The organism is Herbaspirillum sp. NPDC087042, from assembly GCF_044745245.1.
In the GTDB taxonomy this organism is placed as follows: domain Bacteria; phylum Pseudomonadota; class Gammaproteobacteria; order Burkholderiales; family Burkholderiaceae_D; genus Herbaspirillum.
The window spans coordinates 817,232-834,018 of sequence record NZ_JBIUZW010000001.1 but is presented as its reverse complement, the minus strand read 5'-3'; the positions used below and the strand labels follow the sequence as shown (position 1 = coordinate 834,018).

The following is a 16,787-nucleotide window of genomic DNA, read 5'->3' as shown; positions in this document are numbered from 1 at the left end:
ATGAAAGTATTAAGTGGCCACAAAGAGCACTTAGGTATGTAAAAAAGCGACATTCTTGGCGTGTCGCATTCAATCGCAGAGGGGCGGACAGGGCATCCCCGGACGAATATCACCGGTGCGCTGCACACCGATGGAAGCTCGTGCAAGCGCTTGCCGGCCAGGCTGGCGCTGGGGCTGCGTCGCGCCAACGACCGCGCATTTCACCGGGATGGCAGGTGGTGAGACCTGCAATGCCTGTCCTAATTGCGTTTTATGATTATATAATGCATAAAATGCGATGTGCAAGAAAATGCACTTCGCCCCTTGGCGGCACAGGGTGCTGCCGGGGTTCAACCTGAAGATGAAGATGAAGATGAAGATGGAGATGGGGTCATCATGACTGGAATGCTCGCCTATACGGGCTGCCGTACCACCCGCCAACGCAATGCCCGTGGCAAGGGCATCGGGGTCTATGCGATCGAGGAGGGGCGATGGCGCTTGCTCGATATCCAGCCGACGCAGGAGAACCCGTCCTTCCTGGCCCTGGATGCCGCGCAGGCGGTGCTCTATACCGTTCACGGCGATGGCGGCGAGGTCAGCAGTTTTCGCATTGACGAGGGCAGCGGCAAGCTGATGCACCTCAATACCGTTGACTGCCTGGGCCGCAATCCGGTGCACCTGGATTTTTCCGCCGACGGGCGCTACCTGCTGGTGGCCAACTATGCCAGCGGCGACCTGGCGCGGCTGCCCATCCTTGGGGATGGTGCATTGGGGACGGCGGTGAAGTCCGACATCCTGCCCGGCACGCCCGGGCCGAATGCGCAAGAGCAGGGGAGTGCGCATCCCCATTTCATCGGGCGCTACGCCACGGCACATTGCAGCTCCCACTGGCACATCGTGCCCGACAAGGGACTCGACACGGTCTTCGCCATCAACTGGCAGGAGCATGCGCGTCCGGTGATCACGTCCTGTCGCTGGCGGGCCGGCTCGGGGCCACGGCATGCGGCTTTTCATCCGCAGTTGCCGCTGGTGTACGTGGCCAACGAGCTCGATTGCACGATGACGGTCTGGCGGTTCGACCATGACAGCGGCGAGCTCACGCCGCTGCATACCGTGGCGACCGTACCCGAGCCGGCGCGCCAGCACAGCAGCGCGGCCGGTATCGTCATGCATCCCGGCGCGCATGCGCTGTACGTCTCGAACCGGGGGCACGACTCGGTCTGCGTGATCGCCCTGGATGCGGCGAGCGGCATGCCGACTGCGCGAAGCTGGGTGTCGGGCGGCGGGGATTTTCCCCGTTTCATCACGCTCGATCCGCCGGGTCATCACCTGTACGTGGCCAACGAGCGCAGCGACAGCATCGTCCAGTTTGCCGTCGATCCCGGCTCGGCGGCCCTGGCGCCGACGGGGCTGATCGTCGAGACCGGTAGCCCGGTGAGTATCGTGTTCAGGACGAAATGATCTGGTCGCAACAAAAAGCGCAGCCCGAGGGCTGCGTTTTTTTTTGGGCCTGCTTACCTGCTCAGGGCCGCCGCCACCGCCTGGCCGAAGGCCCGGGTGCCGATCTGGCCGCCCAGGTCCGGGGTACGGGTGGCCGGGTTTTCCAGCACCGCGTCCACCGCCTGTTCGATCCGGTGGCCGGCCCGGGCCAGCGCCTCCGACTGGCGATGCTCGCCCAGCCATTGCAGCAGCATCGCCACCGACAGAATCATCGAGGTCGGATTGGCCTTGTCCTGACCCTGGATGTCCGGCGCCGAGCCGTGCTGGGCCTGGGCGCAGCAAAGCTGGTCGCCGGCCATGACGGAGCCGGCCAGGCCCAGGCTGCCGGAGAGTTCGCTGGCCAGGTCGCTGAGGATGTCGCCGTAGAAGTTGGTCGCCACCAGCACATCGAAGCGCTCGGGATGACGGACCAGGTGGGCGGTGGAGGCATCGACCAGCAGGTCGTCGAGCTGTACCTCGGGGAATTCCAGGGCGACCTTGCGCACCGATTCAAGGAACAGGCCATCGGTCATGTAGAAGCTGTTGGCCTTGTGGATGGCGGTGACCTTCTTCTTGCGCTTCATGGCCAGTTCGAAGGCGCGCCGGGCGATGCGTTCGCTGCAGTGGCGGGTGATCTTGCGCACCGACAGGGCCATGTCGGGCGAGGGCATCATCTCGCCCCAGCCCTGTGCCATGTTGCGGTCCGGGTAGAAGCCTTCGGTCGCCTCGCGCATGATGACCAGGTCCATGGCCTTGCCCGGTTTCATGTTGCTCTCAAGGAAGCGGCGGGTGCGCGCAGGCCGTACGTTGGCGTACAGGTCCAGGCCGACGCGGAAGGCGGCGGAGATGTTGCGGCCACCTTTTTCGGGGCGCGGATAGTCGGCGTGGGACTGGGTGCCCAGGATGATGCCGTCGTAGCCGCGCGCCTTGTCCAGCACCTCCTCGCGCAGAGTGGTGCCGTGCTTGTCGAGGCTGGCAAAGCCCACGTCTTCGAAGTCGAAGCTCAGCCCCAGGCCATAGGCCTGGTTGGCTGCCTGGAGTACGTCGATGGACGCGCTGACGATTTCGGGGCCGATGCCGTCGCCGGGGAGTACGAGAAGTCGCATGATTGTTCCTCTTGCAGATGTTGAGATGGCGTGAATTTATTTCTTTTCGTGTTCGGCCGAGACCGGACGTGTTTCACCGGTGTCGGCCAGGGTACGGGTGGCCGTGGGTGAGGCATAGGTCCACAGGATCTTCATCGGTCTGGTGTCCGAGATATTGCGGAAGCGGTGCACGATATTGGGCGGGATGAAGGTCGTGTCGAGCGGCTGGATGCGCAGCTCCTGGCCATCGATATCCATGATGGCATCGCCTTCCAGCAGCACCACGCTTTCCTCGCAGTTGTGGCTGTGGAAGGGGATGGCGGTGCCGGGAGCGAACTCGGTGATGCCGCTAATGAAGGTGGTGGCGCCGATGGCAGGCGAGACCAGCGGGATGGTGCGGGCGCCGCCGCCGCGCTCGTAGGCCTTCATGTCGGCCGGACGCATCAGCAGGGCATTGGAGGGCAGTTTGATGACGCTCATGATGTTTCCTTTCTTCGATTGTCGACCTGGCTCAACGTGCCGGGCCGATCCAGACGGTCTTGACGTTGGTGAATTCGCGGATGCCATGTTCGCCCAGTTCGCGGCCATAGCCGGATTGCTTGATGCCGCCGAAGGGCAACCGGGCGTCCGATGCCACCAGGCCGTTGACGAACACGGCCCCGGCCTCGATGCGACGTACCAGCAGGCGCGCGCGTTCCAGGTCGGTGGTCCACAGTGCCGCACCCAGGCCGAACTCGGTATCGTTGGCGATCTCGATGGCGTGGTCGGCATCGCGCGCGCGAATCACCGCGGCGACCGGGCCGAAGGTCTCTTCGGCGCCTGCGGCCATGGTCGGGGTGACGAAGTCCAGCACGGTGGCTTGATAGAAGAAACCGGGGCCGTCGACCGGCTTGCCGCCCAGCTTGAGCACCGCCCCGGCCGCGACCGAGCGCTCGACCTGGCTGTGCAGGTCGTCGCGCAGGTTGGCGCGTGCCAGCGGCCCCATGCCATTGGCGGCGTCCAGCGGATTGCCCACGCGGATCTGCCGGACCTGTTCGCAGAACAGCGCGACGAAGCGGTCGGCAACGGCCTCTTCGACAATGAAGCGCTTGGACGAGATGCAGCTCTGCCCGGTGTTGGAGAAGCGCGCCTTGGCGGCGGTCTTGGCGGCCAGTTCGAGATCGGCATCCTGGAGCACGATGAAGGGATCCGCGCCGCCCAGTTCCAGCACCTGCTTCTTCATCGCGCGTCCGGCCTGGGATGCGACGATCTTGCCCACGGCAGTGGAGCCGGTCAGGGTGACGGCGGCAATCCGGTCGTCGTTGATGAGGGCTTCGACGCGACGGGCGTCGACCAGCACGGTCGCCATCAGGCCCTCGGGGACGCCAGCCTCGATGAATACCTGTTCCAGCGCCAGCGCGCAGGCCGGCACGTTGTTGGCGTGCTTGAGGATGCCGCCGTTGCCGGCGGCCAGGGCCGGCGCGGCAAAGCGGATGAACTGCCAGAACGGATAGTTCCAGGGCATGATGGCCAGCACCACGCCAATGGGGTCATACACCACCGCACTGTCAGTGGCATTGCTGGCCACCGGCGTATCGGCCAGGTAGCGGGGTGCGGCCTGGGCATAGAACTCGCAGGTCGCGGCGCTCTTTTCGATTTCGCCGATGGCTTCGGCCAGGGGCTTGCCCATCTCATCGGTAATCAGGCGGGCGAACCGGTCCTTGTGTGCGCGCAGCACGGCCGCCACCTTCACCAGGATGCCGGCGCGTTCGGCCACGGGGCGCCTGGCCCAGGCGCGCTGCGCGGCAGCCGCGTTGCCGAGGGCGCGCTGGACGTAGGCGTCGTCATGTTCTTCGTATTGCTGGATGACCTGGCCGGTGGCCGGGTTGACGGAAGTAATCATTGCTCATTCCTATCTGTGCTATCGGTGCTGCTAGGGTTGGCGAGGAAAGTCGAACAGCGCGGCGGCGTTGTCGACCAGGATCTGGTGACGTGTGGTCTCATCCGGCACCCACCGGGCCAGCAGGTCGAGGGTGTGGCCGGCATCTTCGGCACGGAAAGCTTCGACCTGCGTGAGATCGCCGCTGCGCTTGCTGGCGCTGCCGGTATGCGGCCAGTCGGAGGCCCAGACCATGCGGTGTGGCGCGGCCGCCACCAGCGCCTGGGCGAAGGGCAGGATGTCGGCATAGTCGGGCGCCTGGCGGGAAGCGCGATAGGGCGCCGACAGTTTCACGTAGACGTTGCCCGCACGCAGGATCTGCAAGAGCTTGCCGAAAGCGGCGTCATTGATGCCATCCCGGGTCTTGATGCCGCCGAAGTGGTCGAGGATGACCGGCGACTTCATCGCCAGCAGCCGGGGTGCCAGTGCCACGATGACCCGGGTGTCGGCATAGATCTGGATAGCCCAGCCCAGGGGCAGCACCGCCTTTTCGGCGGCGGCCAGTGCATCTGCTGCGACCTGGACGTTGGTCTCGCCCTTGACTTCAAGATTCAGGCGGATGCCGCGCACGCCGACCTGATGCAGCTGTTCCAGCTCCGGCAGGGTGACGGTCGACGGATCGATGACCGCCACGCCACGGGCGCGCGCGCCGAGGCGCTGCAGGGATTCCACCAGGCAGCGGTTGTCGGCGCCATAGCCGCTGGGCTGCACCAGCACTACGCGGTCCATGCCCAGCTTCTTCTGGAAGCGCTCCAGCATCGCCACGCTGGCCGTGGCCGGCGTGTAGGTGCGGCGGGGCGTGTAGGGATAGCGCTGCGGATCGAAGATATGGACGTGGCAGTCGCAACTGCCAGCCGCTACCTTCAGCAGCGGCACCGAGGCCTGGGCGTCGGCATCCGGAAATGCTGTGCCCTGGCTGGCGGCGTGGGCGCGTTCATTGAACATGCTGGCTCCTGCCATGGCCAGCGCAGTGGCGCCGGCGCCCTTCAGGAAATGGCGGCGATGGCCGTCGTTGTGATTCATGGGTGTGGTCTCCTGTCATGGTTGCATTCGGGTCGCATCATTCCTTCTTCATGAACAGCCACAGGCTGGCACTCAGCAGCGCCGACAGGCAGAGCATGCCGGCCATGGCCCAGATGCCCGCCGAGAAGGAGCCCGTCGCGTCCTTGAGCGCGCCGACCAGGGTGGGGCCGACGAAGCCGCCGAAGGTCCCGATCGAATTGATGAAGGCCAGGCCGCCGGCGGCTGCCATTCCCGTGAGAAAGCGTGTCGGGATGGTCCAGAAGATGGCGCGCGCCGAGCTCACCGCCATGACCGCGATGCTGATGCCCAGCAGTTCGAGGGCCAGATCGTTCCACGCGGTCGAGGCAAACAGGGCGACCGCGCCGAGGATGCAGCAGAGCATCAGGTTGAGGATCTTGCGGCCGGTGACGTCGACCACCCTGGCCCAGACCGTCATGCCGATGATGGAGACGATGTAGGGAATGGTGGACAGGTAACCGACCGACATCGTGCTCAGGCCATGGTTCTTCAGGATCAGGGGGAGCCAGATGCCGATGCCGTAGGAGCCCAGGATGAAACCGAACTGGATGGTGGCCAGCAGCAGCACGCGGCCATCCTTCAGCGCCGAGAAGAGTGCCTTCTTGGGACGTTCGCGCGGTTCCTCGGCCAGCATCTCCAGCAGCTCGCGGCGTTCGTCCGGGCTCAGCCAATGCGCGTCCTTCGGGTCATCGCGCAGCCAGGCCAGGACCACCAGGCCGATGAACACCGCCGGCAAGCCTTCCAGCAGGAACATCCACTGCCAGCCATGCAGGCCCAGCCAGCCCTGCATCTGCAGCAGGTAGGCCGATAGCGGCCCGCCGATCACCGACGACAGCGGCACGCCCATCATGAACAGCGCCAGTACGCGGGTACGGTACTGCGCCGGGAACCAGCAGGCCAGCAGGTAGGTAACGCCGGGGAAGAATCCGGCCTCGGCCACCCCCAGCAGGAAGCGCAGGAAGTAGAAGCTGACGGGGCCCTGCACGAAGGCGGCAGCGGCTGCCGCCAGGCCCCAGGTGATCATGATGCGCGCCAGCCAGCGGCGGGCGCCGAATTTGTAGAGCGCCAGGTTGCTCGGCACTTCAAAGAGGCAATAGCCGGCGAACAGGATGCCGGCGCCCCAGCCGAACTGGGTGGCCGTCAGGCCGATGTCCTGGTTCATCGTGAAGGCGGCGAAGCCGACGCTGGTGCGGTCGATGTAGTTGAAGACGAAGGCCAGCGTCAGCAGCGGCAGCATGCGCCAGGCGTTCTTGCGGATGGCGCTCTGCCGCAGCGCCTCCTTGTGCTCTGCGGGCGACGGCGCGGCCGCGGTGGAAATCGGTTCGGAATACATGTCTCTCTTCTTCCTCGAACGGGGTGGTCTGGAATGGCCGGCTTTGTGATCGCAGGCTTGGGCGTGGACGGAAGGGCTGGGCTTCGGTCTGGTTGGTATATTAATTCAACAAAATACCATTAACAAGGTATTTTAAGTTTACAAAAAACCACACGGGGAAGGCGATCAACCGGACTGAATGGCAAAAGACAGAGTGGCGAGCAGCTTGGAGGAGACTGGTGGGAGAGGTGTCGATGGTCTTATGTGCTAGACTAAAACCATTCGGCAGGCCGGCATAATGTGACGTAATGCAGCGCAATGCAGCGTCATGGCCTCCCGATCCGACCCCATCACGAGGACATCATGGCCAGCCAGGTAGCAGAACAGCTCATCGTCAGCATCAGCGACTACATCGCCAGGGAGCAGTTGCCGCCGGGTACGCGGCTGCCGGAGCGGGCCCTGGCGGAGCAGTTCCGTGTCTCGCGCTCGCCGGTGCGCGAAGCGCTCAAGCGCCTGCATGAAGAAGGCATCGTCGAGAAGAGCGAGGATGGGGGGTATGTGGTAGGGGTATTGCCCGTCGGGACGGCCGAGGAAGCGCCCCTGGCCGTGGAGGAAAGCCACGAGGAAACCGTCTATCTCCAGATCGCCGCCGACCGCCTGGCCGGCCGCTTGCCGGACCGCTTCAGCGAAAACGAATTGCAGCGCCGCTACGACCTCACCCGCACCCAGGTCAGCAACATCCTGCGGCGCATGATGCATGAGGGCTGGGCCGAACGCCTGCTGGGCCACGGCTGGGCCTTCCTGCCCACGCTGACCTCCAGCGAGACCTACAACCAGGGCTACCGCTTCCGCATCCTGATGGAGCCGATGGCCTTGCTGGAACCCGGTTACAAGCTGGACGTCAAGGAGTTGCTGCATCGCCGCCAGGAGCAGGAAGCGTTGCTGCAGGGCGGCGTCGACACGGCCTCGCCGGCCCAGCTGTTCGATGCCAACAGCCGCTTGCACGAAACCATCGCCAGCTTCTCGGGGAACATCTTCATCGTGGAATCGCTGCGCCGGGTGAACCGCTTGCGCCGCCTGATGGAATACCAGAAGTCGGTCGATCGTGCTGCCTCGGCCCGGCGCTGCCAGGAGCACCTGATCCTGATCGACCTGCTGCTCAAGGACCAGCGTGAGGAAGCCGCCGACTACATGCGGCTGCACCTGCGCGATGCCAGCCGCGAAAAGGCGTTTTCGCTGCAGAACGACCAGAACATCGTCACCGAGCTGCGCCGCGCCTGAGCGAGAGGCCAGCCGCCATCCGGGAGGGATGGCGGTCAGGTGCTTGCTGCCTAGGCCAGCGGCTTGTTCCAGTAAGTGCGGATATTGGTGAACTCGCGGATGCCGGCATCGGCCAGCTCGCGGCCATAGCCGGACTTCTTCGTTCCGCCAAACGGAACCCGTGCATCGGAAGCCGTCATGGCGTTGATGAACACGGCACCGCTGGTGATGCGCTTGGCCATTGCCACCGCGCGTGGCACCGAGGCGCTCCAGAGGCTGACCGACAAGCCGAACGGCGTGGCATTGGCCAGTGCGATGGCGTGCTCGTCATCGTCGGCGACGGCAATCGCAGCCACCGGCCCGAAGGTCTCTTCATCGAACACCGCCATGCCCGGCCCGGTGTTGCCCAACACGGTCGGCTCATAGAAATAGCCCTGGCCCGATCCCGCGCTCCCCCCGGCCAGCAGGCTGGCGCCGGCGGCCAGCGACCGGTCCACCTGGCCCTGCAGGATGGCACGCAGGTCGTCGCGCGCCAGCGGACCTACCTGGGTGTGCGGCTGGGTCGGGTCGCCCACCACCAGCGCGCGCACGCCCCGGATGAAATGCTCCGTAAACGACTCGGCCACCGCCTTCGACACGATGAAGCGCTTGGCGCATACGCAGCTCTGGCCACCATTGTTGAAGCGCGCCTTGACGGCAGTGGCGGCGGCCGTGGCGATATCGGCATCGTCCAGCACGATGAAGGCATCCGAGCCGCCCAGTTCCAGCACCGACTTCTTGGCCGCGCGACCAGCCGCCGCACCGACGGCGGCACCGGCGCGGTTCGAGCCGGTCAGGGTGACCGCGGCGATGCGTTCGTCGGCGATCAGCGTCTCGATGGTGGCCGGCACATCGGCTTCGGCCAGCACCAGCGTGGTCAGCAGGTGGGCGGGAAGCCCGGCTTGTTCCACCAGCTGTTGCAGCGCCAGTGCGCAACCGGTCACGTTGGGCGAGTGCTTCAGCAGTACGCCATTGCCCGCCACCAGGGAGGGCAGGGCAAAGCGCATCACCTGCCAGACCGGGAAGTTCCAGGGCATGACGGCCAGCACCAGGCCGATGGGTTCGTAGCTGACCCAGGCGTCGACGCCCTCGATGGCGGCCGCCTGGTCACCCAGGATGCGCTGGGCTTGGTCGGCGTAGTACAGCGCGGTCACGGCTGACTTTTCCAGCTCGCCGGCGGCTTCGGCCAGGGGCTTGCCCATCTCGGCGGTGATCAGCGCGGCCATGCTGTCCTTGTCGGCGCGCAGTTGCTGCGCCAGGCGACGGATCGCTTCCACGCGCTCCTGCAGGGGGCGCCGGCCCCAGTCCGCCGCCGCTGCATGGCCGGCGGCAACGGCCTGCTCGACCCGGGCCTGGTCCCAGCCGGCATAGGTCGCCAGGATTTCGCCGGTGGCGGGGTTGATGGTGGTGATGTGCTTGCTCATGGTCGGATCCTCGGGAGGGGATGGCTCCCCGTTGTGCTTCAGCTGTGATGGAACAGGCGTTCCGTGATGGTGTTGACCTGGCTGCCCTTGACCACGCACTGGTCGGCCGCTGCGCGCCATGCGGCGAAATGCGGCGCGGCGCGGTGGGCGTCGATGGCGGCCAGGTTTTCGTACAGTTCGTAGAAGATGAAGTGCAGCGGGTTCTTGCTGTCCTGGGTCACGTCGAAGTAGTGGCAGCCGGGCTCATCGTTGAAGGTGCGTTCGGCGTTTTCACGGATGGCGGCGAGGAATTGTTCGAGACGTTCGGGGTGGACGTCCAGTCTTACGACCAATGCAATCATGCTGTGCTCCTGTATCAGGCGGGATGGAAATAGGCAGGCAGGGCCACGCCGGTCTCGGCGGCGAGCTTGCCCAGGCTTTGCCAGGTGTTGTCGGCCAGGCTGATGCCGGCGGCGGCGAGATGACGGGTGTGGCTGTCTTCCAGTTCGCCGGGGAAGAAGATCTCCTCCACGCCGTCGGCCTTGGGGATGGCCTTGATTTCGTCGATGAGGGCTTCCATGCGCTGGCCGAATTCATCCTCGCCCAGCATCGCCTTGATATCGATGGTGATGAGCAGGTGGCCGCAACCGCTACGCCGGGCCGGATCGTAAGGGCCTGCCACCTGGCTGCCGAAGTGGCTGCCCGTGAGTACCCCGGCCAGCACATCCATCATGAAGGAGATCACATAACCCTTGTGGCCGGCCATCGGCAGGATGAGGCCATGGATGGCCTTCTGCGCATCCGTGGTGGGCACGCCGTTCTCGTCGGCGGCCCACAGCGGCGGAATCTCCTCTCCACGTTCGGCCGCCAGGTAGATCTTGCCGCGCGCCACCGCGGTGTTGGCGATATCCATGACCGCCACGCCCTTGCTGCCGGCCGGTGCGGCAATCGACCACGGGTTGGTGCCGATGGCCTTCTGCTTGCCGCCCCAGGGCGCCATGGCCGGGCTGGCATTGGTGGCCAGGAAGGCGACGCAGCCAGCCTGGGCCGCGCGGCGGGTGAAGTAGGCGGCGGTGCCGAAGTGATTGGAGTTGCGCACGGCAATGGCGCTGATGCCATGCAGGCGCGCGCGCTCGATGCCCAGGGTCACGGCCTGTGCGGTGAGCACCTGGCCGATGCCGTGGTGGCCGTCGACGACCAGGATGGCGCCATTGTCCTGGACATGTTCGCTGCGGGTGTCGGCTTGCATGGCACCGCTGCGCAGGCGTTCCACATACCAGGGCAGACGCAGCATGCCGTGCGAGGAATGGCCCCACAGTTCGGCCGTGACCAGGCTGTCGGCCAGGAGTTGTGCGTCGGCCAGAGGGACGCCGTTGGCGACCAGGACCTGTGTGCCGAAGGTGGTCAGTGCGTCGGCGTGGACAAGGTGGGACATCAGCGCTCCAGTCATTCGTTCAATCAGGGGATTCGGGTCGGGCAAGTCGGCCCGGTGAGGGATGAAAAAGGCCGCCGCATGACCGCCGGCAGCGATCATGCGTGGCAATAAACCTTGGTTTGCGGGCGGCGCCTTGGCGCCGCGTGCAGCCGCTTAGCGGACCACGTGCTCGGCCGACACCGGCGCGGTGGCGCCCGTCTCGGTCAGCGTGCGGGTGGCATCGGTACGGGCATAGATCCACATGATCTTCATGGGATGGGTCTTGGACAGGTTGCGGAAACGGTGCGACACATTGGGCGGGATGAAGGTCACGTCATGAGCCTTCAAGGGGTATTCCAGTCCATCGATATCGAGGATGGCTTCGCCTTCCATGAGCACCACGCTCTCTTCGCAGTTGTGGCTGTGGAAGGGGATCTCCGCACCGCCCCCGAAGGAGGTATAGCCAGTGATGAAGGCACTGCAGCCCAGCGCCGGACCGACCAGCGGCGTGGTGCGGGCGCCGCCGCCACGTTCGTAGGTCTTCAGGTCTTCGGGCTTGAGCAGGGCGGCTTGGGATGGGGTCTTGATGGTCATGGTGTGTGGGCTCCGTCGTCGAATCAGTCATTGCATTTTCAGATCACAAACGAACAATAGCATTAAATGATCACAAAAAACAATTGGATTTTGAGTGCGGAGCGCGCAGCCGGGGTGAGCGGGTGATTTTCGCGACAGATCGATGTTTTATCCGCTCAGGCAGAGGGATTTGTTGACGGCCGGGCGGATGGCGGCGACGAGCGGAGTGCATGCCGGCCACATCCTTGGGTAAAATCCTGCCAATTGGTGATTGCACGGCCTACAACGGAAATGCAAATGCCCGCGCTACGAAAGGAACCCCTGTGTCAGAAGTCCAAGCCGAATTGACCCCCCTGCAAAGCCGCGTCGCCCGCGAGATCGTCGCCTATGCCCGGCGCGAGAACCTGCGCGCCGGCGAACACCTGGCCGAGAGCATGCTGGCCGAGCAGATCGGCACCTCGCGCTCGCCGGTCAATGTGGCCCTCAAGCACCTGGCCAGGCAAGGCGTGTTGCAACACGACCTGAACCGGGGGTATTTCCTCAGTCGCGATGCCCTGGAACTCGATGGCATGGCCCAGCAATTCTCGGTGGAACCTGACGATCCGCTCTACCTGCGCATCGCCGAAGACCGCCTGGCCAAGCGCCTGCCCGACGAGGTCAGCGAAGCCGACCTGATGCGCCAGTACAGTACCTCGCGCAGCGTGCTGCGCAAGGTGCTCTCGCGCATCCAGCAGGAAGGCTGGGTGGAGAAACTGGTGGGGCATGGCTGGCATTTCCAGTCGCTGATCGACTCGCCCCAGGCCTATGAAGAAAGCTATGTCTTCCGCGCCGCAGTGGAACCCACCGGCCTGCTGGCCAATACCTTCGCGGCGCCGCCGGCGGAGCTGGCGACGCTGCGGCGCCAGCAGCAGTTCATCTATGACGGCGGCTACCAGACCATGACCGAGATCGAGCTGTTCGAATCCAACAGCCACTTCCACGAGTCGCTGGCCCGGTGGTCGGGCAACCGTTTCATCTACCAGTCGGTGCGCCGGACCAACCAGTTGCGGCGCCTGGTCGAATACCGCCAGGCCCGCGCACGCGAACCGCGCAAGCTGCAGGCACAGGAACACCTGGCCATCCTGGCCGCGATCCAGGCCCAGGACATGCTGCAGGCCGCATCGCTGCTGCGCAATCACATCGATGGCGCGCGCCGGGGCAAGGGTTATGGGCCGGATATCTTCACCCGGCAGAGCGACACCAACTAGCCAATCCGTGCGGCAGGACAGACATTCTGGTCCACTGGAAATTGTCTAAATTGGATCTGTGAAGTGAGCCACTGTGCCGCTACAGTGGAGGCCGGATATCGATCATCTAGCAATCACTCACCGACCATTTCCCCATCAGCCAAGGAGCAAGCCCGATGTATGTGCCAGCGCATTTCAGCCAGACCGACCAGGACGTGCTGAAGGATTTCATCAAGACCTACCCGTTCGGCCTGTTGGTGACCCACGGCAAGAGCGGGCTGGATGCCAACCATATTCCCTTCGAGTTGCTCGACGGCGGTACGCAGGGGGTGCTGTCGGCCCACGTGGCACGCGCCAATCCGGTCTGGCAGGACGTGCAGGATGGCGACGAGGTGCTGGTGGTCTTCAAGGCCGCCGATGCCTATATCTCGCCGACCTGGTATCCCAGCAAGCAGGATCATCACAAGCAGGTGCCGACCTGGAACTACATGGTCGTACACGCCCGGGGTCGCATCACCATCCGCGACGACGAGCGTTACGTGCGCGGCGTGGTGGCACGCCTGACGCGCCAGCATGAAGCCGCCATGCCCCAGCCCTGGAAGATGTCGGACGCCCCCGCCGACTATATCGACAGCCTGCTCAAGGCCATCGTCGGCATCGAGATCGAGATCACCAGCCTGGTCGGCAAGACCAAGCTGAGCCAGAACAAGGATGTGCGAGATGTGCGCAGCGTCGGCGAGCAGTTGAAGGCGCGTGGCGCGCATATCCTGGCCGATGCCACCCTGCGCGCGGCCGACGAGAAAGAACAAGCGCAATAGCGATGCTCATGCCGGTGTTGGCCGTGAGGTCTGGGCACACTGCCTGATGACCCTGGCCAGCACTTTCACCGCCTCCTCAAGCTGGGCATAGGGGAAATCCGCCAGTCCCAGCACCAGCCCGGCCCGCGCCTGGCCGGCCGCATACATGGTCGAGAGCGGGCGCACCGACACGCCGCGCGCCAGCGCCATGCGTACCACCTCCCCGTCATCGATGCCCTCCGCCAGCAACAGGACCACGTGCGCGCCCTGGTCGCTGGGCTGCAGCCAGGCCAGATGCGGGCGGATATGCCGTTGCAGCAGCCCGGTGATCTGCTCGCGTCGTTCTGCATAGAGATTGCGTAGTCGCCGGATGTGCCGGTCCAGATGGCCTTCCTGCATGAAGGCCGCCAGGACATGCTGGTCGGCCGTGGGTGGATGGCGATCCATTAGGATGCGGGCACCGACGAAGGCCTGCTCCAGCCCAGGCGGGACGATGGCATAACCCAGGCGCAGCGAGGGAAACAGGATCTTGCTGAAGGTGCCGAGATAGATCACGCGCTCCGGCGCCATGCCCTGCAAGGCCGGAAAGGGATGACCGGCATAGCGCAGTTCGCTGTCGTAGTCATCCTCGACGATCCAGGCCTGCTGCTGCGCCCAGGCCAGCAGGGCATTGCGCCGGGCCATGCTCAGCGGCATCCCGAGCGGGTATTGGTGGGACGGTGTCACGAACGCCACCCGGGCATGCCTGGCCGCGCGGATGCCGGCGCTGACGTCCAGTCCCTCGTCGTCCACCGGTACCTGGGCGATCTCGCCCAGAGCGTCGATGTTTTCCAGGATCGCGGTGAGGCCACGATAACCGGGCTCCTCGATCCATGCCGCATCGCCGCTATCGAGCAGGACCTGGCAGGCCAGGAAGAGACCCTGCTGGGTCCCGGAGGTGACGATGACCTGCGCGGCCGTGCAATGCACGGAGCGGGCACGCCGCACGTAGTCGGCGATGGCCTCGCGCAATTCCGGTGCGCCTTGGGGATCCGAGTAACTGGCCGGCGCCCCGGGGCCGCGCGCGCGTACCTTGTTGCCCAGGCGGCGCCAGACATCGTCGGGCGCGGCCAGGCCGACCGGGACCGAGACGGCGAAGGGGACATGCGGCAGCGGATGCATGGACCGGGCGATATCGGCAAACCGCGCCGCACGCGCCGTCATGGCGGGCGGCGCGGCGGTGGTCCGCGATGGTTTTTGTCGCGCACGGGGAGGTGGTGCCGGCAATGTGCGGGCAATGTAGGTGCCGCCACCGGGCTGGGTATCGAGGACCCCCTCGGCGATGAGCTGGCTGAAGGCTTCCGTGACCGTGCCGCGGGACAGCTGCAGCGCCTGCGCCAGCAGCCGCGAGGAGGGGAGCAGTTCGCCCGCCTTCAGGTCGCCGCGTTGTACCGCCTCGCGCAGCAGCACGCTCAATTGGCGTACCAGGTTGCCGGCGGAGCGGTCGAGCCGTCCGAGTGGGGGGAGTTCAACGGCTTTGGGGCGGCGTGCCATGATTCTGGTCCGGTGGAAATGGATTAATTTGACCTATCACCATAAGCCAGTATCGTCAGGAAATAAAGACCTGCATTAGCGAGGGTAGCGGGGGCTTCCGGCAATCGTCGCTGCAGCGACAACGGCGATCCGTGTTTGCAGGTATAACGGCAGGATCGCCGTTTCACCTGCCAGGTTCGCCATGCCCAATTTCATCGATACATCGGCCCCGCACGACTGCCTGTTCTGCAATATCGTCAGTGGCAAGATCCCTGCCATCAAGGTCCATGAAAGCCGGGACGTGCTGGCCTTCATGGATATCGGTCCGGTCAATCCGGGGCATCTGCTGGTCGCGCCCAAAGCCCACAGCGAGAACATTTTTGATATCCCGCCGGAGACGGCACGGGAAGTGATGGCCGTGGCCCAGCAACTGGCCATTGCGGTGAAGCAGGCCTTTGACTGCCCCGGCCTCATGCTTTTCCAGGCCAACGGCCGCGAGGGGGAGCAGACCGTCTTCCACTTCCACATGCACGTGGTGCCGCGCTACGCGGAGGATGGCGCCGGACTCATCTGGCCACGCCATGCACGCCTGGCTGAACAGTTGGAGGAGGATGCGCGCAGGATTCAGTCGATGTATGCATCGCGGGATCGGGACTGAACAAGATGGGCATGACAAAAGGTTTGTCGTACAAGCGTGCGCAAAGAGCGCAGCAACCTGGAAATATTCAGACTGCTGGATCTTGCTGACCTGGAGTGAAGTGGAGATCGTCATGCAGTTTTCATGACAGTGTCCCCTCCAGTCTTTTGACCTGGCAGGGCTTCAGAACGTCAGGATGCAGTGGTTTGATCGTGTCTTCAGCGCAGATTGAATCGCCGCGGCCACCGGTGATTGCATGACGCCCGCATGGCATATAATCGTCCGACGCAACACCACCCGATTTCCCCCCGGTAGCACAATGAAACCAACAGAACGAAGAGAGCAAATCGTCCGTCTGGTCCGCGAGAGCCAGCGCATGTCAGTGGAGGACTTGTCGAGCCGGTTGGCGGCTTCCAAGGAGACCGTGCGGCGCGATCTGCAGCAGCTGGCCGAGGAAGGGCGTATCCGCAAGCTGCATGGCAGTGCCGTACTGCCCGAGGCCAATACCGAAAATCCCTTCCAGATGCGCATGGCCGAGGCGACGCCACAAAAGCGCGCGATCGCGGCGTGCGCTGCCAGGCTCTTTGCGCCGGGTGATTCGTTGTTCATCGATACGGGCACCACGACCCTGGCATTCGCCGAAGAGCTGGCCAACTCTTCGGGCCTGACCGTCATCACCAATTCAACCACCATCGCCCATGTCATTGCCCGTGGCAGCGGCGGCAACAAGGTGTTCCTGCTGGGAGGCGAATACCGCGAGGAATCCAGTCAGAACGTGGGCAGTTTCACGCTCGAACAGATCGCCCGCTTTCGCGCTGACCATGCGGTGCTGACGGTGGGCGCCATCTCCTCGGCAGGCGTGATGAACTTTGCAGTGGAAGAAGCCGATGTGGCGCACGCCATGGTGCGTCACGCGCGTTCGGTGACGGTCCTGGCCGATTCTTCCAAGCTGGGACGGGAAGCCTTGTTTCCCTGGAGTCCGTTGGCCGAGATCGATCGCCTGGTGACGGATCGCTTGCCCCACGACGGTGAATTGAAGAACGCCCTGGCCGTGGCCGGTGTGGAGATCGTCATCGCCGACCACTGACAGGCAAGCCCAGGGTAGCCTGGTA

16 protein-coding genes are annotated in these 16,787 nt (G+C 64.7%); 6 read left to right on the top strand and 10 right to left on the bottom strand.

All coding sequences use genetic code 11. The features are described from left to right. Window positions 1-375: 375 nt before the first annotated feature. Window positions 376-1,440: a lactonase family protein gene (locus ACIPHN_RS03710; protein WP_400432884.1), complete on the top strand. Its 1,065-nt coding sequence runs from the start codon at window positions 376-378 to the stop codon at window positions 1,438-1,440. 53 nt (window positions 1,441-1,493) lie between these two features. On the opposite strand, the gene ACIPHN_RS03705 is transcribed toward ACIPHN_RS03710, so the two are convergent. From ACIPHN_RS03705 to ACIPHN_RS03685, 5 genes are read right to left on the bottom strand one after another with little or no spacing between them, the layout of a single operon-like run. Beyond that, complete coding sequence (locus ACIPHN_RS03705) at window positions 1,494-2,564, bottom strand: isocitrate/isopropylmalate dehydrogenase family protein (RefSeq protein ID WP_400432881.1); 1,071 nt, start codon at window positions 2,562-2,564, stop codon at window positions 1,494-1,496. A 36-nt stretch (window positions 2,565-2,600) separates the two neighbouring features. Next, window positions 2,601-3,023, bottom strand: a complete 423-nt coding sequence (locus ACIPHN_RS03700; protein WP_400432878.1) for a cupin domain-containing protein — start codon at window positions 3,021-3,023, stop codon at window positions 2,601-2,603. A 31-nt stretch (window positions 3,024-3,054) separates the two neighbouring features. After that, window positions 3,055-4,425 carry an NAD-dependent succinate-semialdehyde dehydrogenase gene (locus ACIPHN_RS03695; RefSeq protein ID WP_400432876.1) on the bottom strand — a complete coding sequence of 457 codons (1,371 nt, stop codon included), beginning with the start codon at window positions 4,423-4,425 and terminating at the stop codon, window positions 3,055-3,057. A gap of 30 nt (window positions 4,426-4,455) precedes the next feature. After that, window positions 4,456-5,484 carry an amidohydrolase family protein gene (locus ACIPHN_RS03690; RefSeq protein WP_400432874.1) on the bottom strand — a complete coding sequence of 343 codons (1,029 nt, stop codon included), beginning with the start codon at window positions 5,482-5,484 and terminating at the stop codon, window positions 4,456-4,458. Between the two features lie 37 nt (window positions 5,485-5,521). Further along, complete coding sequence (locus ACIPHN_RS03685; RefSeq protein WP_400432872.1) at window positions 5,522-6,835, bottom strand: MFS transporter; 1,314 nt, start codon at window positions 6,833-6,835, stop codon at window positions 5,522-5,524. Between the two features lie 342 nt (window positions 6,836-7,177). Here ACIPHN_RS03685 and ACIPHN_RS03680 point away from each other — a divergent pair, with 342 nt between their 5' ends. After that, window positions 7,178-8,095, top strand: a complete 918-nt coding sequence (locus ACIPHN_RS03680) for a GntR family transcriptional regulator (protein WP_400432870.1) — start codon at window positions 7,178-7,180, stop codon at window positions 8,093-8,095. A 50-nt stretch (window positions 8,096-8,145) separates the two neighbouring features. Here ACIPHN_RS03680 and ACIPHN_RS03675 read toward each other — a convergent pair whose 3' ends face one another. From ACIPHN_RS03675 to ACIPHN_RS03660, 4 genes are all read right to left on the bottom strand, one after another. Next, window positions 8,146-9,537 carry an aldehyde dehydrogenase family protein gene (locus ACIPHN_RS03675; RefSeq protein ID WP_400432867.1) on the bottom strand — a complete coding sequence of 464 codons (1,392 nt, stop codon included), beginning with the start codon at window positions 9,535-9,537 and terminating at the stop codon, window positions 8,146-8,148. Window positions 9,538-9,575: 38 nt separating this feature from the next. Next, window positions 9,576-9,878 carry a putative quinol monooxygenase gene (locus ACIPHN_RS03670; RefSeq protein ID WP_400432864.1) on the bottom strand — a complete coding sequence of 101 codons (303 nt, stop codon included), beginning with the start codon at window positions 9,876-9,878 and terminating at the stop codon, window positions 9,576-9,578. A gap of 14 nt (window positions 9,879-9,892) precedes the next feature. Then, window positions 9,893-10,951: an Ldh family oxidoreductase gene (locus ACIPHN_RS03665; protein WP_400432862.1), complete on the bottom strand. Its 1,059-nt coding sequence runs from the start codon at window positions 10,949-10,951 to the stop codon at window positions 9,893-9,895. 153 nt (window positions 10,952-11,104) lie between these two features. Then, complete coding sequence (locus tag ACIPHN_RS03660) at window positions 11,105-11,524, bottom strand: cupin domain-containing protein (RefSeq protein WP_400432860.1); 420 nt, start codon at window positions 11,522-11,524, stop codon at window positions 11,105-11,107. 302 nt (window positions 11,525-11,826) lie between these two features. Here ACIPHN_RS03660 and ACIPHN_RS03655 point away from each other — a divergent pair, with 302 nt between their 5' ends. Then, window positions 11,827-12,750, top strand: coding sequence for a GntR family transcriptional regulator (locus ACIPHN_RS03655; RefSeq protein WP_400432857.1), 924 nt, complete (start codon window positions 11,827-11,829; stop codon window positions 12,748-12,750). Window positions 12,751-12,905: 155 nt separating this feature from the next. Further along, complete coding sequence (locus ACIPHN_RS03650; protein WP_400432855.1) at window positions 12,906-13,547, top strand: FMN-binding negative transcriptional regulator; 642 nt, start codon at window positions 12,906-12,908, stop codon at window positions 13,545-13,547. Window positions 13,548-13,553: 6 nt separating this feature from the next. On the opposite strand, the gene ACIPHN_RS03645 is transcribed toward ACIPHN_RS03650, so the two are convergent. Continuing rightward, on the bottom strand, window positions 13,554-15,059 hold the full coding sequence (locus ACIPHN_RS03645; RefSeq protein WP_400432852.1) for a PLP-dependent aminotransferase family protein: 1,506 nt from the start codon (window positions 15,057-15,059) through the stop codon (window positions 13,554-13,556). Between the two features lie 181 nt (window positions 15,060-15,240). On the opposite strand from ACIPHN_RS03645, the gene ACIPHN_RS03640 reads away from it, so the two are divergent. Both ACIPHN_RS03640 and ACIPHN_RS03635 read left to right on the top strand, forming a co-directional pair. Next, entirely contained in the window at window positions 15,241-15,696 is a 456-nt protein-coding gene (locus ACIPHN_RS03640; RefSeq protein ID WP_400432850.1) for an HIT family protein, read from the top strand. A 235-nt stretch (window positions 15,697-15,931) separates the two neighbouring features. Then, entirely contained in the window at window positions 15,932-16,762 is an 831-nt protein-coding gene (locus ACIPHN_RS03635) for a DeoR/GlpR family DNA-binding transcription regulator (protein ID WP_400432848.1), read from the top strand. Window positions 16,763-16,787: the final 25 nt, after the last annotated feature.

Excerpts from the sequence above, each read along its gene's own strand:
- ACIPHN_RS03680 (WP_400432870.1), top strand. The coding sequence starts at position 7,178 with ATGGCCAGCCAGGTAGCAGAACAGCTCATCGTCAGCATCAGCGACTAC.
- ACIPHN_RS03665 (WP_400432862.1), bottom strand. The coding sequence starts at position 10,951 with ATGTCCCACCTTGTCCACGCCGACGCACTGACCACCTTCGGCACACAG.
- ACIPHN_RS03705 (WP_400432881.1), bottom strand. The coding sequence starts at position 2,564 with ATGCGACTTCTCGTACTCCCCGGCGACGGCATCGGCCCCGAAATCGTC.
- ACIPHN_RS03695 (WP_400432876.1), bottom strand. The coding sequence starts at position 4,425 with ATGATTACTTCCGTCAACCCGGCCACCGGCCAGGTCATCCAGCAATAC.
- ACIPHN_RS03650 (WP_400432855.1), top strand. The coding sequence starts at position 12,906 with ATGTATGTGCCAGCGCATTTCAGCCAGACCGACCAGGACGTGCTGAAG.
- ACIPHN_RS03675 (WP_400432867.1), bottom strand. The coding sequence starts at position 9,537 with ATGAGCAAGCACATCACCACCATCAACCCCGCCACCGGCGAAATCCTG.
- ACIPHN_RS03670 (WP_400432864.1), bottom strand. The coding sequence starts at position 9,878 with ATGATTGCATTGGTCGTAAGACTGGACGTCCACCCCGAACGTCTCGAA.
- ACIPHN_RS03700 (WP_400432878.1), bottom strand. The coding sequence starts at position 3,023 with ATGAGCGTCATCAAACTGCCCTCCAATGCCCTGCTGATGCGTCCGGCC.
- ACIPHN_RS03660 (WP_400432860.1), bottom strand. The coding sequence starts at position 11,524 with ATGACCATCAAGACCCCATCCCAAGCCGCCCTGCTCAAGCCCGAAGAC.
- ACIPHN_RS03710 (WP_400432884.1), top strand. The coding sequence starts at position 376 with ATGACTGGAATGCTCGCCTATACGGGCTGCCGTACCACCCGCCAACGC.
- ACIPHN_RS03635 (WP_400432848.1), top strand. The coding sequence starts at position 15,932 with ATGACGCCCGCATGGCATATAATCGTCCGACGCAACACCACCCGATTT.
- ACIPHN_RS03640 (WP_400432850.1), top strand. The coding sequence starts at position 15,241 with ATGCCCAATTTCATCGATACATCGGCCCCGCACGACTGCCTGTTCTGC.
- ACIPHN_RS03690 (WP_400432874.1), bottom strand. The coding sequence starts at position 5,484 with ATGAATCACAACGACGGCCATCGCCGCCATTTCCTGAAGGGCGCCGGC.
- ACIPHN_RS03645 (WP_400432852.1), bottom strand. The coding sequence starts at position 15,059 with ATGGCACGCCGCCCCAAAGCCGTTGAACTCCCCCCACTCGGACGGCTC.
- ACIPHN_RS03685 (WP_400432872.1), bottom strand. The coding sequence starts at position 6,835 with ATGTATTCCGAACCGATTTCCACCGCGGCCGCGCCGTCGCCCGCAGAG.